Origin of the sequence: Nonomuraea sp. NPDC050680 (assembly GCF_040654555.1) — a bacterium.
Lineage (GTDB): Bacteria > Actinomycetota > Actinomycetes > Streptosporangiales > Streptosporangiaceae > Nonomuraea.
Genome location: NZ_JBFAIF010000001.1, coordinates 972,185 through 993,064, shown reverse-complemented (window position 1 = coordinate 993,064; position 20,880 = coordinate 972,185). Strand labels below are relative to the sequence as shown.

Annotated in this window: 20 protein-coding genes and 1 pseudogene; 13 read left to right on the top strand and 8 right to left on the bottom strand. The window is 69.5% G+C overall.

Annotation, left to right across the window (positions count from 1 at the left end):
- Positions 1-45: 45 nt before the first annotated feature.
- Positions 46-213 (bottom strand): hypothetical protein, encoded by a 168-nt coding sequence (locus tag AB0H88_RS04655; RefSeq protein ID WP_357641252.1) that lies wholly within the window; start codon positions 211-213, stop codon positions 46-48.
- A 222-nt stretch (positions 214-435) separates the two neighbouring features.
- Between AB0H88_RS04655 and AB0H88_RS04650 the strand changes: the two genes are divergently transcribed.
- Positions 436-948: a signal peptidase II gene (locus tag AB0H88_RS04650; protein WP_357641250.1), complete on the top strand. Its 513-nt coding sequence runs from the start codon at positions 436-438 to the stop codon at positions 946-948.
- Between the two features lie 155 nt (positions 949-1,103).
- Here the strand turns inward: AB0H88_RS04650 and AB0H88_RS04645 are convergent.
- The 3 genes and pseudogenes from AB0H88_RS04645 to AB0H88_RS04635 all read right to left on the bottom strand — a co-directional run.
- A pseudogene (locus AB0H88_RS04645) lies at positions 1,104-1,265 on the bottom strand (IS1380 family transposase); the annotation flags it as partial.
- A 63-nt stretch (positions 1,266-1,328) separates the two neighbouring features.
- Positions 1,329-3,158: a glycoside hydrolase family 15 protein gene (locus tag AB0H88_RS04640; RefSeq protein WP_357641248.1), complete on the bottom strand. Its 1,830-nt coding sequence runs from the start codon at positions 3,156-3,158 to the stop codon at positions 1,329-1,331.
- Between the two features lie 130 nt (positions 3,159-3,288).
- Positions 3,289-5,118 carry a DUF1996 domain-containing protein gene (locus AB0H88_RS04635; RefSeq protein ID WP_357641246.1) on the bottom strand — a complete coding sequence of 610 codons (1,830 nt, stop codon included), beginning with the start codon at positions 5,116-5,118 and terminating at the stop codon, positions 3,289-3,291.
- Between the two features lie 608 nt (positions 5,119-5,726).
- Between AB0H88_RS04635 and AB0H88_RS04630 the strand changes: the two genes are divergently transcribed.
- The 3 genes from AB0H88_RS04630 (at position 5,727) to AB0H88_RS04620 (ending at position 9,013) form a co-directional block, all read left to right on the top strand.
- A complete protein-coding gene (locus AB0H88_RS04630) occupies positions 5,727-6,806 on the top strand; it encodes a dihydrodipicolinate reductase (RefSeq protein WP_357641244.1) in 1,080 nt (359 codons plus the stop codon).
- Positions 6,803-7,309 carry a carboxymuconolactone decarboxylase family protein gene (locus tag AB0H88_RS04625; protein ID WP_357641242.1) on the top strand — a complete coding sequence of 169 codons (507 nt, stop codon included), beginning with the start codon at positions 6,803-6,805 and terminating at the stop codon, positions 7,307-7,309. The genes AB0H88_RS04630 and AB0H88_RS04625 overlap by 4 nt, the downstream gene beginning before the upstream one ends.
- 69 nt (positions 7,310-7,378) lie before the next feature.
- A complete protein-coding gene (locus tag AB0H88_RS04620) occupies positions 7,379-9,013 on the top strand; it encodes a GMC oxidoreductase (protein ID WP_357641240.1) in 1,635 nt (544 codons plus the stop codon).
- Between the two features lie 140 nt (positions 9,014-9,153).
- Here AB0H88_RS04620 and AB0H88_RS04615 read toward each other — a convergent pair whose 3' ends face one another.
- On the bottom strand, positions 9,154-10,218 hold the full coding sequence (locus AB0H88_RS04615; RefSeq protein ID WP_357641238.1) for a peptidase: 1,065 nt from the start codon (positions 10,216-10,218) through the stop codon (positions 9,154-9,156).
- Between the two features lie 148 nt (positions 10,219-10,366).
- Between AB0H88_RS04615 and AB0H88_RS04610 the strand changes: the two genes are divergently transcribed.
- From AB0H88_RS04610 to AB0H88_RS04580, 7 genes are all read left to right on the top strand, one after another.
- Positions 10,367-11,566 (top strand): DUF1266 domain-containing protein, encoded by a 1,200-nt coding sequence (locus tag AB0H88_RS04610; RefSeq protein WP_357641236.1) that lies wholly within the window; start codon positions 10,367-10,369, stop codon positions 11,564-11,566.
- Between the two features lie 162 nt (positions 11,567-11,728).
- The gene (locus AB0H88_RS04605) at positions 11,729-12,235 is read left to right on the top strand and encodes a histidine kinase (RefSeq protein WP_357641234.1); all 507 of its coding nucleotides are present in this window, start codon (positions 11,729-11,731) and stop codon (positions 12,233-12,235) included.
- A gap of 76 nt (positions 12,236-12,311) precedes the next feature.
- The gene (locus AB0H88_RS04600; RefSeq protein ID WP_357641232.1) at positions 12,312-13,217 is read left to right on the top strand and encodes a DUF4097 family beta strand repeat-containing protein; all 906 of its coding nucleotides are present in this window, start codon (positions 12,312-12,314) and stop codon (positions 13,215-13,217) included.
- Between the two features lie 39 nt (positions 13,218-13,256).
- Entirely contained in the window at positions 13,257-14,225 is a 969-nt protein-coding gene (locus AB0H88_RS04595) for an ATP-binding cassette domain-containing protein (protein WP_357641230.1), read from the top strand.
- Positions 14,222-15,025: an ABC transporter permease gene (locus tag AB0H88_RS04590; protein ID WP_357641228.1), complete on the top strand. Its 804-nt coding sequence runs from the start codon at positions 14,222-14,224 to the stop codon at positions 15,023-15,025. The genes AB0H88_RS04595 and AB0H88_RS04590 overlap by 4 nt, the downstream gene beginning before the upstream one ends.
- A complete protein-coding gene (locus AB0H88_RS04585) occupies positions 15,022-15,558 on the top strand; it encodes a DUF1707 domain-containing protein (RefSeq protein ID WP_357641226.1) in 537 nt (178 codons plus the stop codon). The genes AB0H88_RS04590 and AB0H88_RS04585 overlap by 4 nt, the downstream gene beginning before the upstream one ends.
- Before the next feature lie 81 nt (positions 15,559-15,639).
- Positions 15,640-15,777: a hypothetical protein gene (locus tag AB0H88_RS04580; RefSeq protein ID WP_357641224.1), complete on the top strand. Its 138-nt coding sequence runs from the start codon at positions 15,640-15,642 to the stop codon at positions 15,775-15,777.
- Positions 15,778-15,790: 13 nt separating this feature from the next.
- On the opposite strand, the gene AB0H88_RS04575 is transcribed toward AB0H88_RS04580, so the two are convergent.
- From AB0H88_RS04575 to AB0H88_RS04565, 3 genes are read right to left on the bottom strand one after another with little or no spacing between them, the layout of a single operon-like run.
- A complete protein-coding gene (locus AB0H88_RS04575; RefSeq protein ID WP_357641222.1) occupies positions 15,791-16,297 on the bottom strand; it encodes a DUF3830 family protein in 507 nt (168 codons plus the stop codon).
- 18 nt (positions 16,298-16,315) lie between these two features.
- Positions 16,316-17,725, bottom strand: a complete 1,410-nt coding sequence (locus AB0H88_RS04570; protein ID WP_357641220.1) for an amidase — start codon at positions 17,723-17,725, stop codon at positions 16,316-16,318.
- A gap of 6 nt (positions 17,726-17,731) precedes the next feature.
- Entirely contained in the window at positions 17,732-18,769 is a 1,038-nt protein-coding gene (locus tag AB0H88_RS04565; protein WP_357641218.1) for a D-2-hydroxyacid dehydrogenase, read from the bottom strand.
- A gap of 147 nt (positions 18,770-18,916) precedes the next feature.
- On the opposite strand from AB0H88_RS04565, the gene AB0H88_RS04560 reads away from it, so the two are divergent.
- Together AB0H88_RS04560 and AB0H88_RS04555 are read left to right on the top strand one after the other, a co-directional pair.
- Entirely contained in the window at positions 18,917-19,660 is a 744-nt protein-coding gene (locus tag AB0H88_RS04560; protein WP_357641216.1) for an Asp/Glu/hydantoin racemase, read from the top strand.
- A 22-nt stretch (positions 19,661-19,682) separates the two neighbouring features.
- Positions 19,683-20,876, top strand: a complete 1,194-nt coding sequence (locus AB0H88_RS04555; RefSeq protein ID WP_357641214.1) for a M24 family metallopeptidase — start codon at positions 19,683-19,685, stop codon at positions 20,874-20,876.
- Positions 20,877-20,880 lie beyond the last annotated feature (4 nt).

Here is a 20,880-nt window from a genome sequence, read left to right as displayed (position 1 = left end):
GCGGGCCGCACCGCCCGCCCCACCGTCGTCAGCTGGTCGGGGCTCTCAGGTGAAGTCGAGGGGCCCGTCGTTGAAGAGCTTGAACGGTCCCCCCAAGATCGCCTGCCCCAACGCGTCGTCGTGTTCGCGCAGGTGGCGCTGGTAGCCGGAGCCGTATCCGCCGTCGAGGTAGGTCTCGCGGGCCGCCTGCTCGTGGCCCAGCTGACTCCCCATCTTGTACGCCTCCTGGTTGGCTGGCGGAACAGCCGGGCCGAGCCGAAGACCCGCTTCGCGCCCGAGTCATCGATCCGTCAGTGGACCGAATACCCGGCCAAGGCTGCGTGACAAGCCACGAGCTCAGCCGATTGCCCCACGGCGGCAACGTGCACCTTGCCACGGCGAAGGGGCCGATAGTCTCAGGGAATCTTGGTTCGGATATCGCTACGCACGGAGGCCATGATGATGCGGTTGGCGCGGGGTTCAAGCCGACTGTACAGCGTGATGCTCATACTGGCGGCGGTAATCCTGCTCGCGGACCAGCTCACCAAACTGTGGGCGGTCTCCGCGCTGTCCGACAGCGAGCGCGTCGCCGTGATCCCGCCTCTGATCTACTTCCGGCTGCTGTACAACCCTGGCGCCGCGTTCTCCATAGGCATCGAGGCGACATGGGTGTTCACCCTGGCAACGGCAGCGGCAGTGGTCGGCATTCTCTACACCGCACGCCGACTGGCCTCGGCGGGCTGGGCGCTCGTGCTGGGCGTGCTGCTCGGCGGTGCGGTATCCCACCTGGGCGACCGACTCTTCCGCGAGCCCGGCCTGGGCCGCGGGCATGTTGTGGACTTCATCGACTATGGCCCGTTCGTGGGTAACGTCGCCGACATCGCGCTCGTCTGCGGGTGCGCTGGATTGGTGCTGCTCAGCCTGCGCGGTGTGCAACTCGCTAAGGTGCCGGGCGAAGAATCCGCCTAGCCTCCCTGTTTCGCTTCGAGTGGCTGAGCCGGTCTGAGCTGGTGTGCAGTGGTGGTGCGGTTGCTTTTCGTCGGCGGGCATGGCCGTGGCCCGACGCGCGGATCGGGTGCTCCAGGGTTCCTCGGGTGGTGGGCGGGCAGGGGCGCTGTCATGCTTCAGGTGGCTGGCCGGGGCAGGGCTGTGAGGCCTACGAATGCGCTGGTCAGCTCGTTTCGCCAGGGCCAGGTTGCGGAGATGCGCAGATGGAAGCGGCGACCGCCCCGGGTGATGCGAGCGGCTGCATGCAGCAGCCGGTAGCGGAGCTTCTTCGGCTCGGCGAGATAGTCTGCTGGCCGCCGGGCGGCACGTCGATTACTCGGTCAACGATGCGAGACGAGCCACTAGCCGAGGGCGTGGTCGAGGTTGAAGGCGGCGCTGATGAGCGCGAGATGGGTGATGGCCTGTGGGAAGTTGCCGAGCTGCTCGCCGGTGTGGCCGATCTCTTCCGCGTACAGCCCCAGGTGGTTGGCGTAGGTGAGCATCTTCTCGAAGGCCAGGCGGGCTTCGTCGACGCGGCCGGCGCGGGCCAGGGCTTCGACGTACCAGAACGAGCAGATCGAGAACGTGCCTTCCGGTCCCTCCAGCCCGTCCGGGCTGGCTTCGGGGTCGTAGCGATAGACCAGCGAGTCGGAGACCAGCTCGCGGCCGAGGGCGTCGAGGGTGGACAGCCACTTGGGATCGGTGGGGGAGACGAACTTGGCCAGCGGCATCATCAGGATGGACGCGTCCAGGACGTCGTCGTCGAAGTGCTGGACGAACGCCTGCAGCGAGGTCGACCAGCCGTGTTTCATGATCTGGTGGTAGATGGTGTCGCGGGCTCGCCGCCAGCGCGGTATGTCGGCGGGGAGCCCCCGATGCGCGGCCATGCGCATGGCGCGTTCGATGGCCACCCAGCACATCAGCCGTGAGTAGACGAAGTCCTTGCGCCCGCCGCGGGTCTCCCATATGCCTTCGTCGGGCTGGTCCCAGTTCTCGCAGACCCAGTCCACCAGCGTGCAGACCTGCTCCCAGCGGTCGCTGGAGATGGGGTTGCCCCATTTGTTGTAGAGGTAGATGGAGTCGAGGAGGGCTCCATAGATGTCCAGCTGGAGTTGGTTGACGGCGGCGTTGCCCACGCGTACCGGCGCGGACCCCCGGTAACCCTCCAGATGGTTCAGCTCGGATTCGGGCAGCTCGCTGCGGCCGTCGATGCCGTACATGATCTGCAGCGGGCCCGTATTGCTGACGCCGGTGAGCGGGACGTGCGTGGACAGGAAGCCCATGAAGGCTTCGGCCTCCTCGGTGAAGCCGAGCCTGAGCAGCGCGTACACGCAGAACGCGGCGTCGCGTACCCATACGTAGCGGTAGTCCCAGTTGCGTCCGCCCTTGACCTGCTCGGGCAGGCTGGTCGTGGGCGCGGCGACGATCCCGCCGGTCGGCGCGTAGGTGAGCAGCTTCAGCGTGAGGGCCGAACGGTGGACGACCTCCCGCCATCTGCCCCGGTAGCGGGAGGCGGACAGCCATTTCCGCCAGAACCGTACGGTGGCGGCGAACTGCTCCTCCGCCTCCCCGATCGGGCAGGGCCGTGGGGGGATCCCGTCGCCGATCCGGTCGAGGGCGAACACCGCGTGCTCGCCTTCCTTGAGCTCGAAGCGCGCCCACGCGTCCCGTCCGTCGGTTTCGATGGGCACGCTGGCGGACAGCGCGAGGGACAGGGACTCCGACTCGAACGTCGTCCGGGACCCGTGCTGATGGACCGTGTGGGGCACCCTGGCGTAGTCGAAGCGGGGAGCCACCCGCGCGCGGAACGGGAGAGTGCCTCGAACGCAGGAGACCCGGCGGATCAACCGGTGCCGGTCCACCTCGTCGGAGTCTTCCTCGATCGGCATGAAGTCCTGGATCTCGCCCACCCCGTCGACCGCGAAGAAGCGGGTGATCAGGACATTGGTGTCGGGGAAGTAGAACTGCTTGGTCTTGGCCGGGGTGTCGGCGAACAGCTGGAACGACCCGCCCTTGTCGGCGTCCAGGATCGAGGCGAACACACTGGGGGCGTCGAAGCTCGGGCAGCAGTACCAGTCGATGGTGCCGTTGGTGCCCACGAGCGCGACCGTGCGCAGGTCACCGATCAACCCGTGCTCTCCGATCGGAAGGTACCGCGAGTCCTCGGGGTAGCCGCCTGGTCCGGCCGTCATGTCTGTTCCCTGCCACAATTCCGGCCGAATATGCAGCTCAGAGCGCACTGACCGGGTCGATCAGCGGCCGCTGATCGCGAAGGGCCACCCGAGCAAGTCCTCGAGTGGCCCTTCGCGTTCCTCCTTCCGGTCAGCACCTCCTGCCGCTGTTGATGCATCGCACGACGTTGTTCATGAGCTGCTTCGACATCACCTCGATGGCACCCGCGTGGTCGGTGTTCGGGCTGTTCCCTTCGCTGGGGACGCTGTCCACCGCGAAGGGGACGTTCGTACCGTCGGGCTGGGTGTTGGGCACGTCGTCGTAGACGAGCGTGACGCGCAGCTGCGGCACCGCCTGGGTGTCGGCCGGGCAGGCTCCGTTCTCGTCGGGGAAGACGACGTGGGTACGGTGGTCCGCGCTGTCGAGGTTCTGGCCGTCCCAGCAGCTGGGCATGTCGAAGACACGCATGAGGTTGCTGCCGGACGGGCAGATCGGATACTTGTCGGTCAGCCTGTTGGCGAAGCCGGTGCAGCTCCACGTGGGCCGGGCGTTGGCCGCGTCACCAGCCGCGTCGCCGGCACTGGCACTGGCACTGGCCTTGTCGCTGGCGGTGGCACTGGCCGTGTCAGTGGGCAGGTCGCTCGGCACGTCACTGGCCGTGTCGCTGGGCAGGTCGGTAGGCACGTCAGCGGGCAGGTCGGTGGGCACATCGGTGGGCAGGTCAGTGGGCACATCGCCGGCAGTGTCGCTGGGCGCGTCACTGGCCGCCGTGTCACTGGGCCCGCCGCCGGTCGCCGCCTGCGCGTCGCCGGTGAGCAGCCTGAGGAAGCGGGGCGCCGCCGTGACCTTCGACATCGCGTTGCCACGGAACTGCAGCTGCACCAAGGCCGGCTGCACGGCTGTGCCGGCGTTGTCGTCCGCCCCGCGTACCCGCAGGACCGGCCAGAAGTACGTCGACTTGTCGGCGCTGACGCGGCAGGTGGTGTCCGAGGCGGCCAGGCTCTCGTTGGTGGAGAAGGCGTCAGTGGACACATTGCCCACGTAGTCGTTCAGCTGCTGGGCGCCGTTGGCCACGCCTGGAGCGGTGATGACGTTGTCGCTGTTGGCGTGACCCTCCTGGGGCGTGCCGCACCTGGAGACGAAGGAGCCGCTGGAAGCGGCCCGCTGCGGCTGCTGCACGGGGGAGACCGACTGGATGTCGACGAAGTCGTCGGCCGTCGGCCCGGCCGCCGCCTTCGGGCTCGCGCTCGCGCTCGGCTTCGAGGTCGCGGCGCCGCCGTTGCCGAGCTTGCAGGTGGCCAGGCCGTCCAGTCCGGTGGGCCGGTCGGCGACTCGTCCGATGGCTGTGGCCATGCGGTTGATGGTGGCTGTTCGTTTGTCGGCCAGGGGGCCGAGGATGGCATTCTGTACGAAGTTGGCGCCGCCTTCCCCTGCTGAGGTGACGAGCCGCTTGTTGGCTTCGTCGATCTGTGTTTGCAGGAGTTTGAGGTTACGGTCGACTTCGGCTTGGGCCTGGGCGGGAATGTCCGGCAGCTTGCCCGCCACGTCCGGGCAGGTGATCTTGTCTCCGCCGGTGGCGGGGGGCGTGGTCGCGTCGTCGGACGGCGGCGACGTGGGGGGCTCCGAGGCCTCAGGGTCCTGGGTGGCGGGGGCGGTCGCGCCGCCGCCGTTGCCGAGCTTGCAGGTGGCCAGGCCGTCCAGTCCGGTGGGCCGGTCGGCGACTCGTCCGATGGCTGTGGCCATGCGGTTGATGGTGGCTGTTCGTTTGTCGGCCAGGGGGCCGAGGATGGCGTTCTGTACGAAGTTGGGGCCGCCTTCCCCTGCTGAGGTGACGAGCCGGTTGTTGGCTTCGTCGATCTGTGTTTGCAGGAGTTTGAGGTTACGGTCGACTTCGGCTTGGGCCTGGGCGGGAATGTCCGGCAGTTTGTCGGCCACGTTCGGGCAGGTGATCGTGTCCGAACTGGCGGACAGGTTCACCATGTTCCGCGACTGCCCGGATAACGGGCCACCCGCCAGAACGAGGGCGACACCTCCGACTAGGGAAACGACTCCCAGCCATGGCCTGAATGGCTTGCTCCCCGAGGCATTCGCCATACGGGAACTCCTCCCGGATTGAAGACGTGGGCGGGAAAGCCCGCTTTTCATCAGATACGGGGGCATCGTCATCATGGTTCATCCGGATGGAGAAGTCGCAGGTCAGACCGGCGATTCGACTTGACGGCGGAGTCCTCGCCGGGAGCCCGATCAGCCCGGCAGGTCTTCATGAGCCCATCGATCATAGGGATTTTCGCAGGTGCGGAAGTTGTTGGTCCCCTTATGAACGTTCTGCCCGCCGAACCGATCCGGCTAATGGGAAGGACGCATTTCTGGCGGTGCCGCCGTAGTCCATCTCGCCGGTGAACACAGTCGGTGAACAGCGCTCCGGCGCTTGCGCCGGAGAATGCCACGGCGAACCCTTCGCCGGCCCGGACAATGCGAATTCCGCCCTGAAAGTTTGATTCTTTGTGCAGGGGGTCCGGGCGGTGCCGGGCGCGGCCGGTGTCGTGATGGCCCTATGCACCTAACCAAGCGCTTGCTACGCTCCGCTCATGTTGTCCACGATCGTCTGGGGCACCGGCAATGTCGGCCGTGCGGCCATCCGTGCCGTCGAGGCTCATCCGGCGCTGAGGCTCGCGGCCGTACTCGTCCACGATCCCGGCAAGGTCGGCCGCGACGCGGGCGCGCTCGCCCGGCTCGGCCACGATCTGGGGGTCACGGCGACCGACGACGTCGACGCGGTGCTGGCCGCCGGTCCCCGCGCCGTCGTCTACGCGGCGTCCGGCGACATCCGCCCCGACGAGGCGCTCGCCGACATCATCAGGGCGATCCGCGCCGGCGCCGTGGTCGTCACCCCCTCCTTGTACGCGCTCTATGACCAGCGCGACGCCCCGCCGGAGCTGCGGGAGCCGGTGCTGGCCGCCATCGCGGACGGCGGCGGCTCGCTGTTCGTCTCCGGCATCGATCCGGGCTGGGGCAACGACGTGCTGCCCCTGTTGATCAGCGGACTCGGCGGCACCATCGACGTGATCCGCTGCCAGGAGATCTTCGACTACTCCACCTACGACCAGCCCGACTCGGTCCGGTACCTGGTCGGCATGGGCCAGCCGATGGACTACGAGCCGCCGATGATCGCGCCGACGGTCCCGACCATGGTGTGGGGCGGGCAGGTACGGCTGATGGCCAGAGCCCTCGGCGTCGAACTCGACGAGATCCGCGAGAGCCGCGACCGGCGCCCGCTCGACGCCACGGTGCGTACGGAGACGATGGGCGAGTTCGACGCCGGCACCCAGGGCGCGGTGCGCTTCGAGGTGCAGGGCATCGTCGAGGGCGAGCCCCGCATCGTCATCGAGCACGTCACCCGCATCCACCCGTCCTGCGCGCCGGATTGGCCGACGCCGCCCGACGGCCACGCGGCGCACCGGGTGATCATCGAGGGCCGCCCGCGCATCGAGGTCACGATCGAGGCCACCGACGAGGGCGGCAACCGGGCCGCCGGCGGGAACGCCACCGCGGTCGGCCGGCTGGTCAGCGCCATCGACTGGCTCGTGGAGGCCGGACCCGGGCTCTACGACGCGCTCGACGTCCCACTGCGCCCCGCGATCGGCAAACTCGGGAGGAAACAGCCATGAACCTCGATATCCCCGAGGGAAAGGACGCGATCGAGTACGTCTGGGGTGAGATGGTGCCCGGCATCGGGACCGCCGCCTCGCACTTCTCCCTGTCGGTGTACGCCCACACGACCCTCGGGCTCCGCGAGTTCGAGGCGGCACGGCTGCGGATCGCGCAGATCAACGGGTGCGCCTTCTGCCTGGACTGGCGTACCGAGCGGGACGGGCAGAAGGTCGAGGAGGAGTTCGCCGACGCGGTGACCCGGTGGCGCACCACCGACGCCTTCGACGACCGCACCCGGCTCGCCGCCGAGTACGCCGAGCGGTACGCCCTGGACCACCATGGCCTCGACGACGAGTTCTGGACCCGGATGACCGCGCACTACAGCCAGCTCGAGATCGTCGAGCTGAGCATGAGCATCGGCTCCTGGCTGGCCTTCGGGCGGCTCAACCACGTACTGGGCCTCGACACCGTGTGCCGGCTGCCCAGTGGCCCCTCACCCGCCACGCGGCGGACCCGCTAGATCTTCTCCAGGCAGGCGCGAGCTGCAGCAAGAACCTGTTCTCATCCCACCGAGAGTAAGGAACATCGGATGAGTGACAACACCCCGGGCGAGGCCGGTTCCAGAGGTGTCTCGCGTCGTGGATTCATCGCCGGAAGCGTCGGCGCCCTGGCCCTCGCGGCGCACCCCACCGCGGCCCAGGCCGCGGCTCAGGCCGCGGCCGGTCCGATCGGCAACGGGGCCCATGTCCAAGCCCTGGTGATCGGCACCGGATACGGCGGCTCCGTGGCGGCACTGCGTCTCGCCCAGGCGGGCGTCGACGTCCACATGATCGAGATGGGTATGGCCTGGGACACCCCCGGCTCCGACGGCAAGATCTTCTGCAGCACGCTCGCCCCGGACAACCGCTCCTACTGGTTACGCACCAGGACCAAGGCGCCCCTCAACTACTTCCTCGGCTTCCCGATCGACCGGGACATCTCCCGCTACACCGGGGTCCTGGACGCCGAGGACTTCAGCGGCATCACCGTCTACCAAGGCCGCGGCGTCGGCGGCGGCTCGCTGGTCAACGGCGGCATGGCGGTCACCCCCAAGCGGGAGAACTTCGCCGCCATCCTCCCGTCGGTCAACGCCGACGAGATGTACAACACCTACTACCCGCGGGCCAACGCCGGTCTCGGGGTGGGCACCATCCGTTCTGCCTGGTTCGACTCCACCGACTGGTACCAGTTCGCCCGCGTCGGCCGTAAGCACGCCCAGCGGTCCGGCTTCCCGTTCGTCTTCGTACCCGACGTGTACGACTGGAACTACATGGAGCAGGAAGCAGTCGGCACCGCCACCAAGTCCGCCCTGGCCGGCGAGATCCTCTACGGCAACAACTACGGCAAGAAGTCACTCCAGAAGACCTACCTCGCCCAGGCCAAGGCCACCGGCAAGGTCACCATCTCGCCCCTGCACAAGGTCACCTCGGTCACCCCGGCGGCCGGTGGCGGCTACACGGTCGTCATCCAGCAGATCAACACCACCGGTGACACCACGGCCACCAAGACCGTGACCGCGGACCGGGTGTTCTTCGCCGCCGGCAGCGTCGGCACCAGCAAGCTGCTGGTCAAGCTGAAGGCCACGGGCGCGCTGCCCAACCTCAACAGCGAGGTCGGCAACGGCTGGGGCGACAACGGCAACGTCATGTGCGGCCGCGCCAACCACCTGTGGGACCCGACCGGCGCCTCCCAGTCGACCATCCCCTGCGCCGGCATCGACAACTGGGCGGCCGGTGGCGCGTTCGCCGAGGTCGCGCCGCTGCCCACCGGGATCGAGACCTTCGCCTCCTTCTACCTGTCGATCACCAAGAACCCGAACCGCGCCCGCTTCTCCTGGAACGCCACGACCGGTCAGGTCGATCTGAACTGGCAGACCGCCTGGAAGCAGCCGGCCATCGACATGGCCAAGTCGATCTTCGACAAGATCAACGACAAGGAGGGGACGATCTACCGGACCGACCTCTTCGGCATCTACAAGGTCTGGGGCGACCACCTCACCTACCACCCGCTGGGGGGCGCGGTCCTGAACAAGGCCACCGACAACTACGGACGCCTGGCCGGCTACCCGGGCTTGTACGTCATCGACGGCTCACTGATCCCCGGCAACACCAGCGTCAACCCGTTCGTCACCATCACGGCGCTCGCCGAACGGAACATCGAAAAGATCATCGCCACTGACCTGTAGCGATCGATCGGTCGGTCGATCGACCGGTTGGGAAGGGGCTGCGGCCTGCCCGCCGCGGCCCCATTCCCGGCACGTCGGGGCCGACCCCGCCGTCCGGGTGACGTCATGTACGGGCGGGGTCGGGGGCCGGTTCCGGGACCTCAGGTGGCGTTGGTGTTCTGCGCGGCCTGGTAGACGGCCATCGCCTCGTTCCCGAAGAAGGGGCCGAACATGAAGTCCGGGGCGAAGTCGTACTTGAAGCTGTTGACGGAGTTCAGCCAGCCGAGCCCGGTCGACTCGTTGAACCCCTGGAACCACGGGCCGCCGCTCGCCCCGCCGGTCATGTTGCAGCGCAGACCCTGGTCCCTGGTCATGACGGTGTCGTTGAACGCGCGCCCACTGCAGTAGATCAGCCTGGAGCCGTCGAACGGCGGCGCCGCCGGGTAGCCGAAGGAGAACATCTGCCGCTGCCTCGGCTGGTTGAACGCCACCCCCTGCCCACCCACGACGTCGGTCAACGTCCGCCCCTGCAGCGGCGCGACCACGACCGCCGCGATGTCGAAGTTGATGTCCTCGTTGGCGTTCCACTGCTGCGTGGTCAGCATCCTGGTGGCCACCCAGGTGCCGAACGGCCGCCGGCCGTTGTCGAAGCCCGGGATGAACACCCAGTTGCGGTGGGCCGCACCGTCGATCTTCACGCAGTGCCCGGCGGTCATCACGACGCTCTCGTTGGCGCTGGTCACCGCCGTACCGGAGCAGGAGGCGTTGCCGCCTTCGGCGGTGGTGAAGAAGACGCGTCCGGTGGTACGCACGACGGCGCCGCCGTCCGTCCACCGCAGGCCGGGGCTGTTGGGCACCCGGGCCCCCTGCTGGGCGGTGGAAGCCGAGGCGGTCTGGACGCGCGACGTGCCGCCGCTGGTCCACGGGGTGCGCTGGGTGATGGTGGCCGAGGCGCCGCGGGTCGCCCACGGGGTCCCCTGGGTCGGCCCGCCCGACCGATCACCACGTCGCGGCGCGGGCGTATCCAGCGGCCGCGCCGCCAGTGTGCGCTGCTGCGTCCAGTACTGCAGGACGTTCCTGCGTTCCGACGAGGAGTCCGTGGCGGACCACCTGACGGGCCTGGGGTCGAGGCCGGTGCCGCTCCTGGCCTGGGCGGCGCCCGCTGGGACCAGGGCGCCTGCCACGGTGAGCGCGACGGCGGAGAGCAGGGCGACTCTGCGGTGCATACATACCTCCCGAAACCGGAATCTGCCGTCAGGAGGTACGTATGGAAGCCGCCATCTTCCTCAAGCTATGCGCATTCGGGTATGGCAGCATTTGCCGCATAGGAGCCGGATCAACACCTCCCGCGGTTGTGCTTCACAATGTGATGCCATGGATCTCGCCGCCCCCGAGGCCGTATGGCAGGCGCCCACCGACGTCGAACGTGACCTGTACGCGGCCAAGACGCGCGGAGACTGGGCCGCGTACTTCGACGTCCTCGCGGGCACGGACCTCTATCACGCGATGTCGCGCGCTCAGGCCGACGCCAAGCCGGGCTGGCTTCACTACAACGCCGCATACTGGGGCCCTCAGCCCGGAAGCCCCCTGAGTCTCGCGTTCGTCACCGAGGGGATGCTTCCTGCGCCCGCGCCCGACCCGGTCTTCTTCGAGGTAGACCTGGGAAAGCTGGTCCAGGACTGGCCCCGGGACGACGAGTGGCTGGCCATCAACCCCGGCACCCCGTGCGAGGCGTTCTTCCCCGCGACGGCCGCCCACCGGCAGACGTGGCGCTGGCATGCCGACCGGATATCCAGCACGCGCCGCAACCAGCTGCGCACGCTGTGGGTCGGGGGTCCGCTGCACGGCGACGTCGCTCACGGCCTGGCCTGCGGTGCGCTGCTCTGCGTGAACAACGCCTCGCTCTGGAACGCGATGGGCTGGCACGGCACCGGCTACGTCCGTGAGCGCAGACGTCTGGAGGAGTGGTGGGAGATCACCAGCCGGGAGGGGTGGCAGCATGCCCAGGAGGAGCTGCTCAAGGGCCGGATGAGCAGCTCGGTCTGGGGATTCGTGCTGGGGATACGCGGCACCCTCGCCCGTGACTTCGGCGGCGCGGTCGAGGTGGATCACTGGCGCCAGGTGACGTCACGGGTCATCAGGCACCGCGCCGCCGAGAACGGGACCACCTCTGACTCCGAGACGGAGGCCCAGGTCGCCGGAGCGCAGCGGCTCATCGGACGCATCATCCGCTACGAGGCGCGATTCCGCGCGGACGGGTTGCTTCCCGAGGGCGGGTTCGTCCGCACCGTGGAGGCGTGGGACTACGGGCGGGCTTCGAAGATGGCCCGCTGGGGACTCGGCGCCCGCTACTGCGACCTGGCGGAGGCCGAAACGGCGGTCCTGCGGGCGGGCGCGGTCAGCCGGATCAACTACCGCTCCTGGGAAGAGTTCTCGGCCGCCTACATCCTGGGCCGCTGCCTCCACTTCGATGAGGAGGAGTTCGGCGACTGGTACGGGGAGATGCTCAACGCCCACCGAATCCTGACGACCGATCCGAACAGTCCCTGGCTCAACATCCCCTTCAGACGATGAAGGCGACCTGACACCCCTCCCCATAGCCGCTGGTCACCGAGCGCCGAGCGGACGGCCGCAGAGCCGGTCCGGCCGGCGCTCGGCGCTTTGACGCCTCCATGACATCACAGTGGATGACCCAAGGCGCTTGCAATGACGCCATCATGACGCCATAGTTGCGTCATGGACCTCGCGCCGTATGTAGACCACCTCCGCCGCGAACTCGCGACCACCGCCCGAGCGGGCGACGACGACGCCCGCGCGATCGCCGAGCGTCTCGCCGCGGCACTCGAACCGGCCACCCGGCTCGCCCTGCTGGAGGCGCTGTCCGCCGCCGCGGACGAGATCACCCGCGATCTCGCGCCGGGCTCGGTGGAGGTGCGCCTGCGCGGCCGCGAGCCCGGCTTCATCGTGACGCCACCGCCCGTCGGTCAGTCGTTCGGGGACGCGGGTGATACCGGGCCGGCCAGGGCGACCGACCCGGGTGTCAGAGCGGACGAGGGCGGGACCTCGCGGATCTCGCTCCGCGTCCCCGACCACCTCAAGCCGCGCATCGAGGAGGCGGCCGCCGGAGACGGGCTCTCGGTCAACACCTGGCTGGTCCGCGCGGTCTCCGCCGCGCTCGAACGCGACGGGAGCCGGCACCGGGGCGCCCAGACCGTTCGGAGCCACACCGGCTGGGTGCGCTAGCCGGGGGCTCACGACCACGCGTTCCGGTAAGCGGAACGCCGCCGAATCCAGCCGCTGAATCCGTGAGGGAAACGCCATGCCAACGTTCGACACCCCCGAGCCCATCGTGGCCATCATCGATCTGGCAACCGCCAAAGTCCGGATCAACGCGAGCGACCGCACCGACACCGTCGTCGACGTACGCCCGAGCGACGAGTCCAACGACGCCGACCGGCAGGCCGCCGAGCAGGCCCAGATCGAGTACGCCGGCGGCAGGCTCCGGGTGAAGGTGGGCAAGCCCCGGGCCGCGTCGCTGTCCGGGTGGAGCGGCTCGATCGACATGCTGGTCGAGTCGCCCAAGAACTGGGCCCGTTCACTGCTCGGATGGGATGGTTCGGTCGAGGTGACGATCGACCTGCCGGCCGGCTCCCGCGTCGAAGCGAACGGGGCGGCGGACTTCCGCTGCAGGGGCCGCCTCGGCGACGTGAAGTGCATCGCCTCCTACGGCGACATCCGGCTGGAGCGGGCGGGCCGGCTGCAGGTGAAGACCGGCTCCGGCGACATCTCGGTGACCCGGTCGGTCGGGCACGCCGACATCACCAGCGCCAACGGCACCATCCGGATCGGCGAGATCGACGGCACGGCGGTGGTCAAGACCTCCAACGGCGACCTCGTCCTCGGCGCGGTGACCGGCGAACTGCGGCTGAACACCGCCTATGGCGACATCACCGTCGACCACGCCCTGGCCGGCGTCGCCGCCAAGACCGCCTACGGCAATGTCCGGATCGGCGAGGTGGTGTCCGGCGCGGTCGTCCTGGAGACCGCCGGCGGCCGGCTCGAACTCGGCATCCGGGAGGGCAGCGCCGCCTGGCTGGATGTGAGCTCCCAGTACGGCACCGTGGACGTCGACCTGGACGCCTGCGACGGCCCGGCACAGTCCGACAAGACCGTCGAGGTGCGCGCCCACACCGCCTACGGCGACATCGTGATCCGCCGCTCGTGACACCAAAAACCAGAAGTAACGTCCAAAAGGAGAGATCTCATGTCCCCCGCGATCGTGGCCGAGGGTCTGGTCAAGAAGTACGGCACCGTCACCGCCCTGGACGGCATCGACCTGTCGGTCCCCGAAGGCACGGTCTTCGGATTACTCGGCCCCAACGGCGCCGGCAAGACGACGACCGTGCGGATCCTGACCACCCTGCTGCGGCCGGACGCCGGACACGCCACCGTCGCCGGGCTCGACGTCGTCGCCGACGCCCAGCGCCTGCGCTCCCGCATGGGGGCGTCCGGCCAGTACGCGGCCGTCGACGAGCACCTCACCGGCGCCGAGAACCTGGAGATGGTCGGCCGCCTCTACCACCTGGGCACCAAGCGCAGCAAGCAACGCGCCCGCGAGCTGCTGGAGCGCTTCGACCTGGCCGACGCCGGCGATCGCCCGGTGCAGGGCTACTCCGGCGGGATGCGGCGCCGGCTCGACCTGGCCGGCGCGCTGGTGGCCGATCCGCCGGTGCTGTTCCTGGACGAGCCCACGACCGGCCTGGACCCCCGCGCCAGAGTGGGCCTGTGGGAGGTCATCTCCGAGCTGGTAGCGGGCGGCACGACCGTCCTGCTCACCACCCAATACCTGGAGGAGGCCGACCGGCTCGCCGACCGGATCGCGGTGGTCGACCACGGGCGGGTGATCGCGCTCGGCACCGCCGACCAGCTGAAGGACCAGGTGGGTGGTGACCGGATCGAGCTGACGGTGAGCGACGCCGCCGATCTGGAGACCGTGCGCCGGGTCCTGGCGCCGCTGGCCGTCGCCGACGTCCAGACCGACCCCACCTCCCTCAGCGTCACCATCCCCGTGGCGGGCGGCACCGCCTCGCTCACCACCGCTCTGGGTCACCTGGCCGCCGAGCGCGTCACCGTACGCGACGCCGGGCTGCGGCGCCCGACCCTGGATGAGGTCTTCCTCAGCCTCACCGGCCACCAGGCCGCCACCGACGACACCCGGGAGACGGTCCGATGAGCCCCCTTCAGATGGCGATCGCCGACGGCATGACGATCAGCAAGCGCAACGCGCTCAAGATCAGGCGAGCCCCCGACCTGCTCGGCGGCGTGATCATCCTCCCGGTCGTGTTCGTGCTGCTGTTCGTGTACGTGTTCGGCAGCATGATCGACCTGCCCGGCATCTCCTACACGGAGTATCTGCTCCCCGGGATCTTCGTCCAGACGATCGTCACCAGCGCGCAGATCACCGGCTACACGCTCACCCAGGACCTGCAGAAGGGCATCTTCGACCGGTTCCGCACGCTGCCGATGGCGCCGTCGGCGGTGCTGGTCGGGCAGACCCTCTGCGACATGCTCATGAACATCACGAGCATCGCCACGATGGCCCTGGTGGGACTCCTGGTCGGCTGGCGCGTCCACTCCTCGCCGCTCGAGGCTCTCGGGGGGTTCCTGCTGCTGCTGTTCTTCGCCTACGCCTTCTCGTGGGTGACGGCGACGATCGCGCTGGCCCTGCGCACGCCGGAGGTGTTCAACAACATCGCCACCCTCGTGTCGTTCCCGCTGGTCTTCCTGTCCAACGTCTTCGTCGACAGCTCCCGGCTGCCCGGCCCGCTCAAGCCCGTCGCCGAATGGAACCCGGTCTCCACGTTCGTCCAGGCGGCGCGCGAACTGTTCGGCAACACCACCGCCCTCAGGCCGGTGCCCGACGCGTGGCCGCTCCAGCACGCGGTGGCGGTGTCGGTGGGCTGGTGCGTGCTGATCCTGGCGGTGTTCGTCCCGCTGGCAACGCGGCTGTACAAGAGGGCGGTCTCCCAATGAACCTCCCCGCGGGACGGCACGACGACGTCGAGCGCGACCGGATCGTTCAGCGCGTCCAGCAGGCGTACGCCGACGGACGTCTCGGCTTCGCCGAGATGGAGGAGCGGGTCGAACGAGCCCTCACCGCCGTGACCCAGAGCGATCTGGCGCGGGCGGTCGTCGACCTGCCCGATCCTCCTGACGAGGTGGTCCAGCTGAGGTCCACCGGCGGGCGCGTCAGACGGACGGGCGACTGGCAGGTCCCGCGCGTGCTGCGGATCGAGTCGGAGTACGGCGGTGTGCACCTCGACCTGTCGGGGGCCGTCATCCAGTATCCCGAGATCGGGATCGAGCTCCAGCTCGCGTACGGCTCCGCGACGATCGTCCTGCCTGCCGGCGCGACGGCGAACGTCGACCAGACGCGGACCGAGTGGGGCAGGGTGATCTGCAAGGCGCCTGGCCGTCCCCGTCCGGGAAGGCTGCACGTCCAGATCGCCGGGGAGCTCGCCTACGGCCATCTGCGGGTCCGCCGCCCGCGCGGCCTGGCCAGGTAGACGGGCCTGGAGAGCCGCCGTGCCCGACTCGGACAGGCGTGGCCGAGGGGTCTGAACAGCCGCCGTGCCCGACTCAGACAGGTGCGTCCAATCGGCCGTCAGCCGATCCGCCAAGTGCTCCAGCACGCGGTGCCGGTGTCGGCAGGCTGGTCGGTGCTGATCCTGGTGGTGTTCGTCCCGCTGGCCACGCGCCTGTACAAGAGAGCGGTCAGCCAGTGACGCCCGGCCGTCGTCAGTCCTCGTGGGAACGCGCGTACGTCAGCGTCTCACCCCGGGCGCCGGCCATCCAGATGTCCTGGCAGGCGACGGCCATCTCCTCGAGTCCCTCGACGACGGTGCCGAAGACGTTGCCCGGCACCCAGCCCTGGTCGCCGTTGAGCAGCAGGTTGTTGCGCCCGTAGAACAGCGCCAGGTCGATGATGTGTGACAGGTCCTTGGGACCGCGGCCGCTCTCGTAGCCGTGCGAGGGAGTGGCGAGATCATTGGCGTCGAACGCGAAGTAGCAGAGATCGCCGGGAATGGGAGTGACCGTGGTGTTCTCCTTCCCGGGCTCCACTCGCGCGAACGCCGGCACCAGGTTGTAGATCTCGTTACGGGCGTACTTGCCGTGGAAAACCTGACCGGACAACGGGAGCGCGTCCCAGACGGCGGCCGCGGTGCGCGGCGCCTCGTCATCGAGCAGCCGGGCGGTGCAGGAAACGGTGCGCGATTCCAGCGTGACCGTGATGTAGCGAGCCATGGGGATTCTCCTCAAGGGTTAGGGGCGAGCGAGCGGCGGCCGCGCGGAGGTCCAGTCGGTGGCCGTCTCATAGGCGTGGGCGGCCCGCAGCACGAGCGCGTCGGCGTGCCGGGGGCCGATGATCTGCAGGCCGACGGGCAGTCCGGCGGAGGTGAATCCGCAGGGCACGCTCGCGGCGGGCTGCTGGGTCATGTTGAACGGGTACGTGTAGGGAGTCCAGCTCGTCCAGTCCTCGGAGTGCCAGCCCTTCGGGGCGTCCATTCCCTTGGGGAACGCGGTGATCGGCAGGGTCGGCGTCAGCAGCAGGTCATACGTCTGGTGGAAGCGCCCCATCCGAACCCCGAGGTCCATCCGCACCGCCGTGGCGTCCAGATAGTCCGCGGCACTGGCGGCTCCGGCGCGCTCGATGCCGCGTCGCAGCCCGGGGTCGACCCGCTCCAGGGCGTCGGGACCATAGGCCTCGACGACCTTGGCCGCGCCGGCGAACCACAGGACGTGGAAGGCCTCGACGGGGTCGGCGAAGCCGGGATCGATCTCCTCGACGTCGGCCCCCGCCTCGGCCAGCACGGCCGCGGCGGTACGGACGGCGGCCTCGACCTCGGGGTCGTTACGCACGTACCCGAGAGTGGGGGAGAACGCGACCCGCAGGCCGCGCACGCCGTCGTCGAGTCCGTCGCGGAACGAGGTCGCCGGGGTGGGCAGCGCCGACCAGTCACGTGCGTCGAAACCGGTGAGTATGTCGAGCATCAGGGCGGCGTCGGTGACGGTACGGGTCATGGGCCCGCCGTGTGACAGGGTGCCGAACGGGCTGGCGGGCCACATCGGGATGAGGCCGTACGTCGGTTTGATGGTGACGGTTCCGGTGAACGCGGCGGGGATGCGCACCGATCCGCCGCCGTCGGTGCCGACCGACCAGGCCCCCATGCCCAGCGCGACCGCTGCCGCGCTGCCGCCGCTCGACCCGCCGGCGGTCAGCTCGGCGTTCCACGGATTTCCGGTGGCGCCGTGTCGCGGGGAGTCGGTGACGCCCTTCCACCCGAACTCGGGCGTGGTGGTCTTGCCCAGCAGCACGGCTCCGGTCTCGCGTAGCCGGGCCACGGCCGGGGCGTCCGCCGGCCAGGGGCCCTGCTCGTCGATGAGGTTGGTGCCGCGTAGGGTCGGCCAGCCGCGGGTGTACAGGATGTCCTTGATCGAGGTGGGTACGCCGTCACCGGGTCCCTGGGTGCGGCCGTCGCGCCAGCGGGCCTCGGACTCCACCGCGGCGGCCAGCGCGGCCTCGGCGTCGACCATGACGAAGGCGTTCACTTCGTCATCGGCGGCCTCGATCGCGGCGAGCGCGGCGCGGGTGGCCTCCACCGGGGACACGCTGCGGTCGCGGTAGGCGGCGATCAGTTCGGTGGCGGTCAGCCGGCTCAGGTCGGTCATCATGGCTCCCTACTCGTCTGCGGGACTCGGCAGCGGGCGGCTCGGCTCCGGCCGGCTCGGCCGCACCTGCGCGGGTACGAACCCGAGCCGCTTGTCGACGACGTTGACGAGATCCCCGCCGTCGAGCCAGCGCACGGCGTTGTCGGTGAACTGCCGGGCCAGCGTGTCGAGCCAGCCGACGGTGTCGCCGGACATGTGCGCGGACACGACCACGCCGGGAGCGCTCCACAGCGGATGGTCCCCTGGCAGCGGCTCGGTGGCGAACACGTCCAAGGACGCCCCCGCGATCTGCCCGCCTGCCAGGGCCGCGACCAGGTCGTCTTCGACGACGCAGGGGCCGCGCCCGACGTTGATCAGGTGGGCGGTGGGTTTCATCGCGGCAAGCACGGTGGCGTCGATGAGCCCCCGGGTCGCCTGGGTCAGGGGCGCGACCATGATGACGTGGTCGGCCCAGCCGGCGTGTGCGGCCAGCTCGTCGCTGGCGACGACGGTACCGAAGTCGGGGTCGGCGGCGCGCGCGGTGCGGCCGGCCCCACGTACGTCCATGCCGACGGCACGGAGCAGCCGGGCGATCTCGCGCCCGATGGCTCCGGTGCCCACGATCAACGCCGTGGTGCCGGCCACCGGCAAGGTCTCCCGGTGCTTCCACCTACGGGCGAGTTGCAGATCGTGGCTGCGGTGGAGGTCCTTGGCGAAGGCGAGCACCGAGCCGAGCACGAACTCGGCGATGGGCCGGTCGAAGACGCCACGTGCGTTGGTGACGATGACGTCGGAGTCGATGAGCTCATCGAAGAGGAGCTTGTCCACACCAGCCGCGGCGACGTGGATCCACCGCAGCGCCCCGGCGCGATCCCAGATCTGACGTATGGCGCTGGAGAAGAAGTCCCACAGGAAGAGGGCGTCCGCGTCCGCCACAGCGGCGGCCAAGCCGTCGGCGTCGCAGTAACGGACCGTCGCACGCTCCTCGACGGCCCGCATGTGCGGGGGGCGCGGGCCCCCGGCCGCGCAGAGCACGGCGATGATCGGCTTGCCGTCGGATCCTGCCATGGGCGCCTCCCCGTTCGCTCGCCACCTGGGCCGCGGCCCAACGTAGGAGAGCTACGTATGATTGTCAACAATGCATCGATCCTGCATGATGGCGACACGGCTCCACACTCGCACGGGGTCGGCCCCCACGATCGCAGGAGACCGTCCATGACCACGAACACCAGCACCGCGCCACCCGGACCGCCGGTCCAGACCGGCGTCGGCGTGATCGTCCCGTACGACATGGCGCTGGATCGGGAGCTGTGGCGCTGGACGCCCGACGACGTGGCGCTGTTGTTCACCCGTACCCCGTTCTCGCCGCTGCCGGTGACGGTGGAGATGGCGGAACAGGTCGGTGATGCCGCGGCCGTCAGCCGTTGCACCCGGGACCTGATCACGGTCTCGCCCGCGGTCTACGCCTACGGCTGTACGTCGGGCAGCTTCGTGCGCGGCGTACGGGGAGAGCGGCGACTGGTGGAGGCGATGCGCGCGGCCGGAGCCCCCGCCGCGGTCACGACGTCCGGCGCCCTGCTGGAGTCCCTGAGGCAGTTGGGCGCCGAGCGCGTGGCGATCGCCACGCCGTACGACCCGGACGTGACCGAGCGGCTGCGGCTGTTCCTGCGGGAGGCCGGCGTGGACGTCGTCGGCAGCTCCCACCTGGGGCTGAGCGCCGGCATCTGGAAGGTCCCTTACGCGCGCACCGCCGAACTCGTCGCCCAGGCCGACCACGCCGAGGCCGACGCGATCGTGATCTCGTGCACCAACCTGCCGACCTATGACGTCATCGCCCCGCTCGAGGCGCGGCTCGGCAAGCCGGTGGTCAGCGCGAACCAGGCGACCATGTGGGCGGCGCTGCGGGCCATCGGCCGCCAGGCGACAGGACCGGGACAGCGTCTCCTCGGCGACCACTGAAAGAGAATGCGAGGTTCATGTAGTGCAGCAGTCTTCCCTTGGCCCGGATGCCGCCGAGTACGCGCAACGGCTCACCCGCGTACAGGAGCGCATGGCGGAGCGCTCGTTCGCCGCCCTGCTGGTGACCGATCCGGCCAATATGTACTACCTCACCGGCTATAACGCCTGGTCCTTCTATACGCCGCAGTGTCTGGTGGTGCCGGCCGCCGGACCGCCGGTCCTGTTCGCTCGCGCGATGGACGCCGCCGGAGCCGGTTTCACCGCCTGGCTGCCGCCGGAGCAGATCGAGGGCTACCCGGAGGAACTGGTCCACCGTCCGAAGGTGCACCCGTACGACTGGATCGCCGAACGCCTCCGCGAACGCGGTCTGGCCGGGACCGGCCCGGACGGGTGCGTGGGAATCGAGGGCGACTCCGCGTTCTTCACCGCCCGCGGCTACCTGGCGCTGCGGGCCGGACTTCCGCACGTCCGACTCGAAGACAGCCGGGAGCTGGTCAACTGGGTGCGCGTGGTCAAGTCCGACCACGAGCTCGCCCAGATGCGGATCGCCGGGTCGATCGCGCAGCAGGCCATGGAGGTGGCGCTGGGGGCCGTGGCCCCGGGGCGACGCCAATGTGACGTCGTCGCCGAGATCGCCGCCGCGCAGGCGCGCGGCACGGCTGAGCACGGCGGCGACTACCCGGCGCTCGTGCCGATGCTGCCCACCGGCAAAGGAGCCGGCACGCCGCATCTGACCTGGACCGAGGAGGAGTTCCGCGTCGGTGAGGCCACGACGATCGAGCTCGCGGGCGTGTACCGGCGGTACCACTCGCCGCTGGCCCGCACCATCATGCTCGGCGAGCCGCCCCGCCGGCTCGCCGACACCGCGGCGATCGTGCGCGACGGCATGGCCGAGGTTCTGGCCGCGCTGCGCCCCGGACGGACCGCTCACGAGATCCACGCCGCGTGGAACGCCGTCATCAGCGCGCACGGCCTGACCAAGGAATCCCGGATCGGGTACTCCATCGGTCTGGGATACCCGCCGGACTGGGGTGAGCGCACCGTCAGCCTGCGGCCCGACGAGCACACCGTGCTCGAGGCCGGCATGTGCTTCCACGTCATCCTCGGTATGTGGCAGGACGACTGGGGATACGAGCTGTCGGAACCCATCGCGCTGACCACCGACGGGGTCGAGCGGCTGACCGACCTCACCCAGAACCTCACGATCGGACGGTGAACAC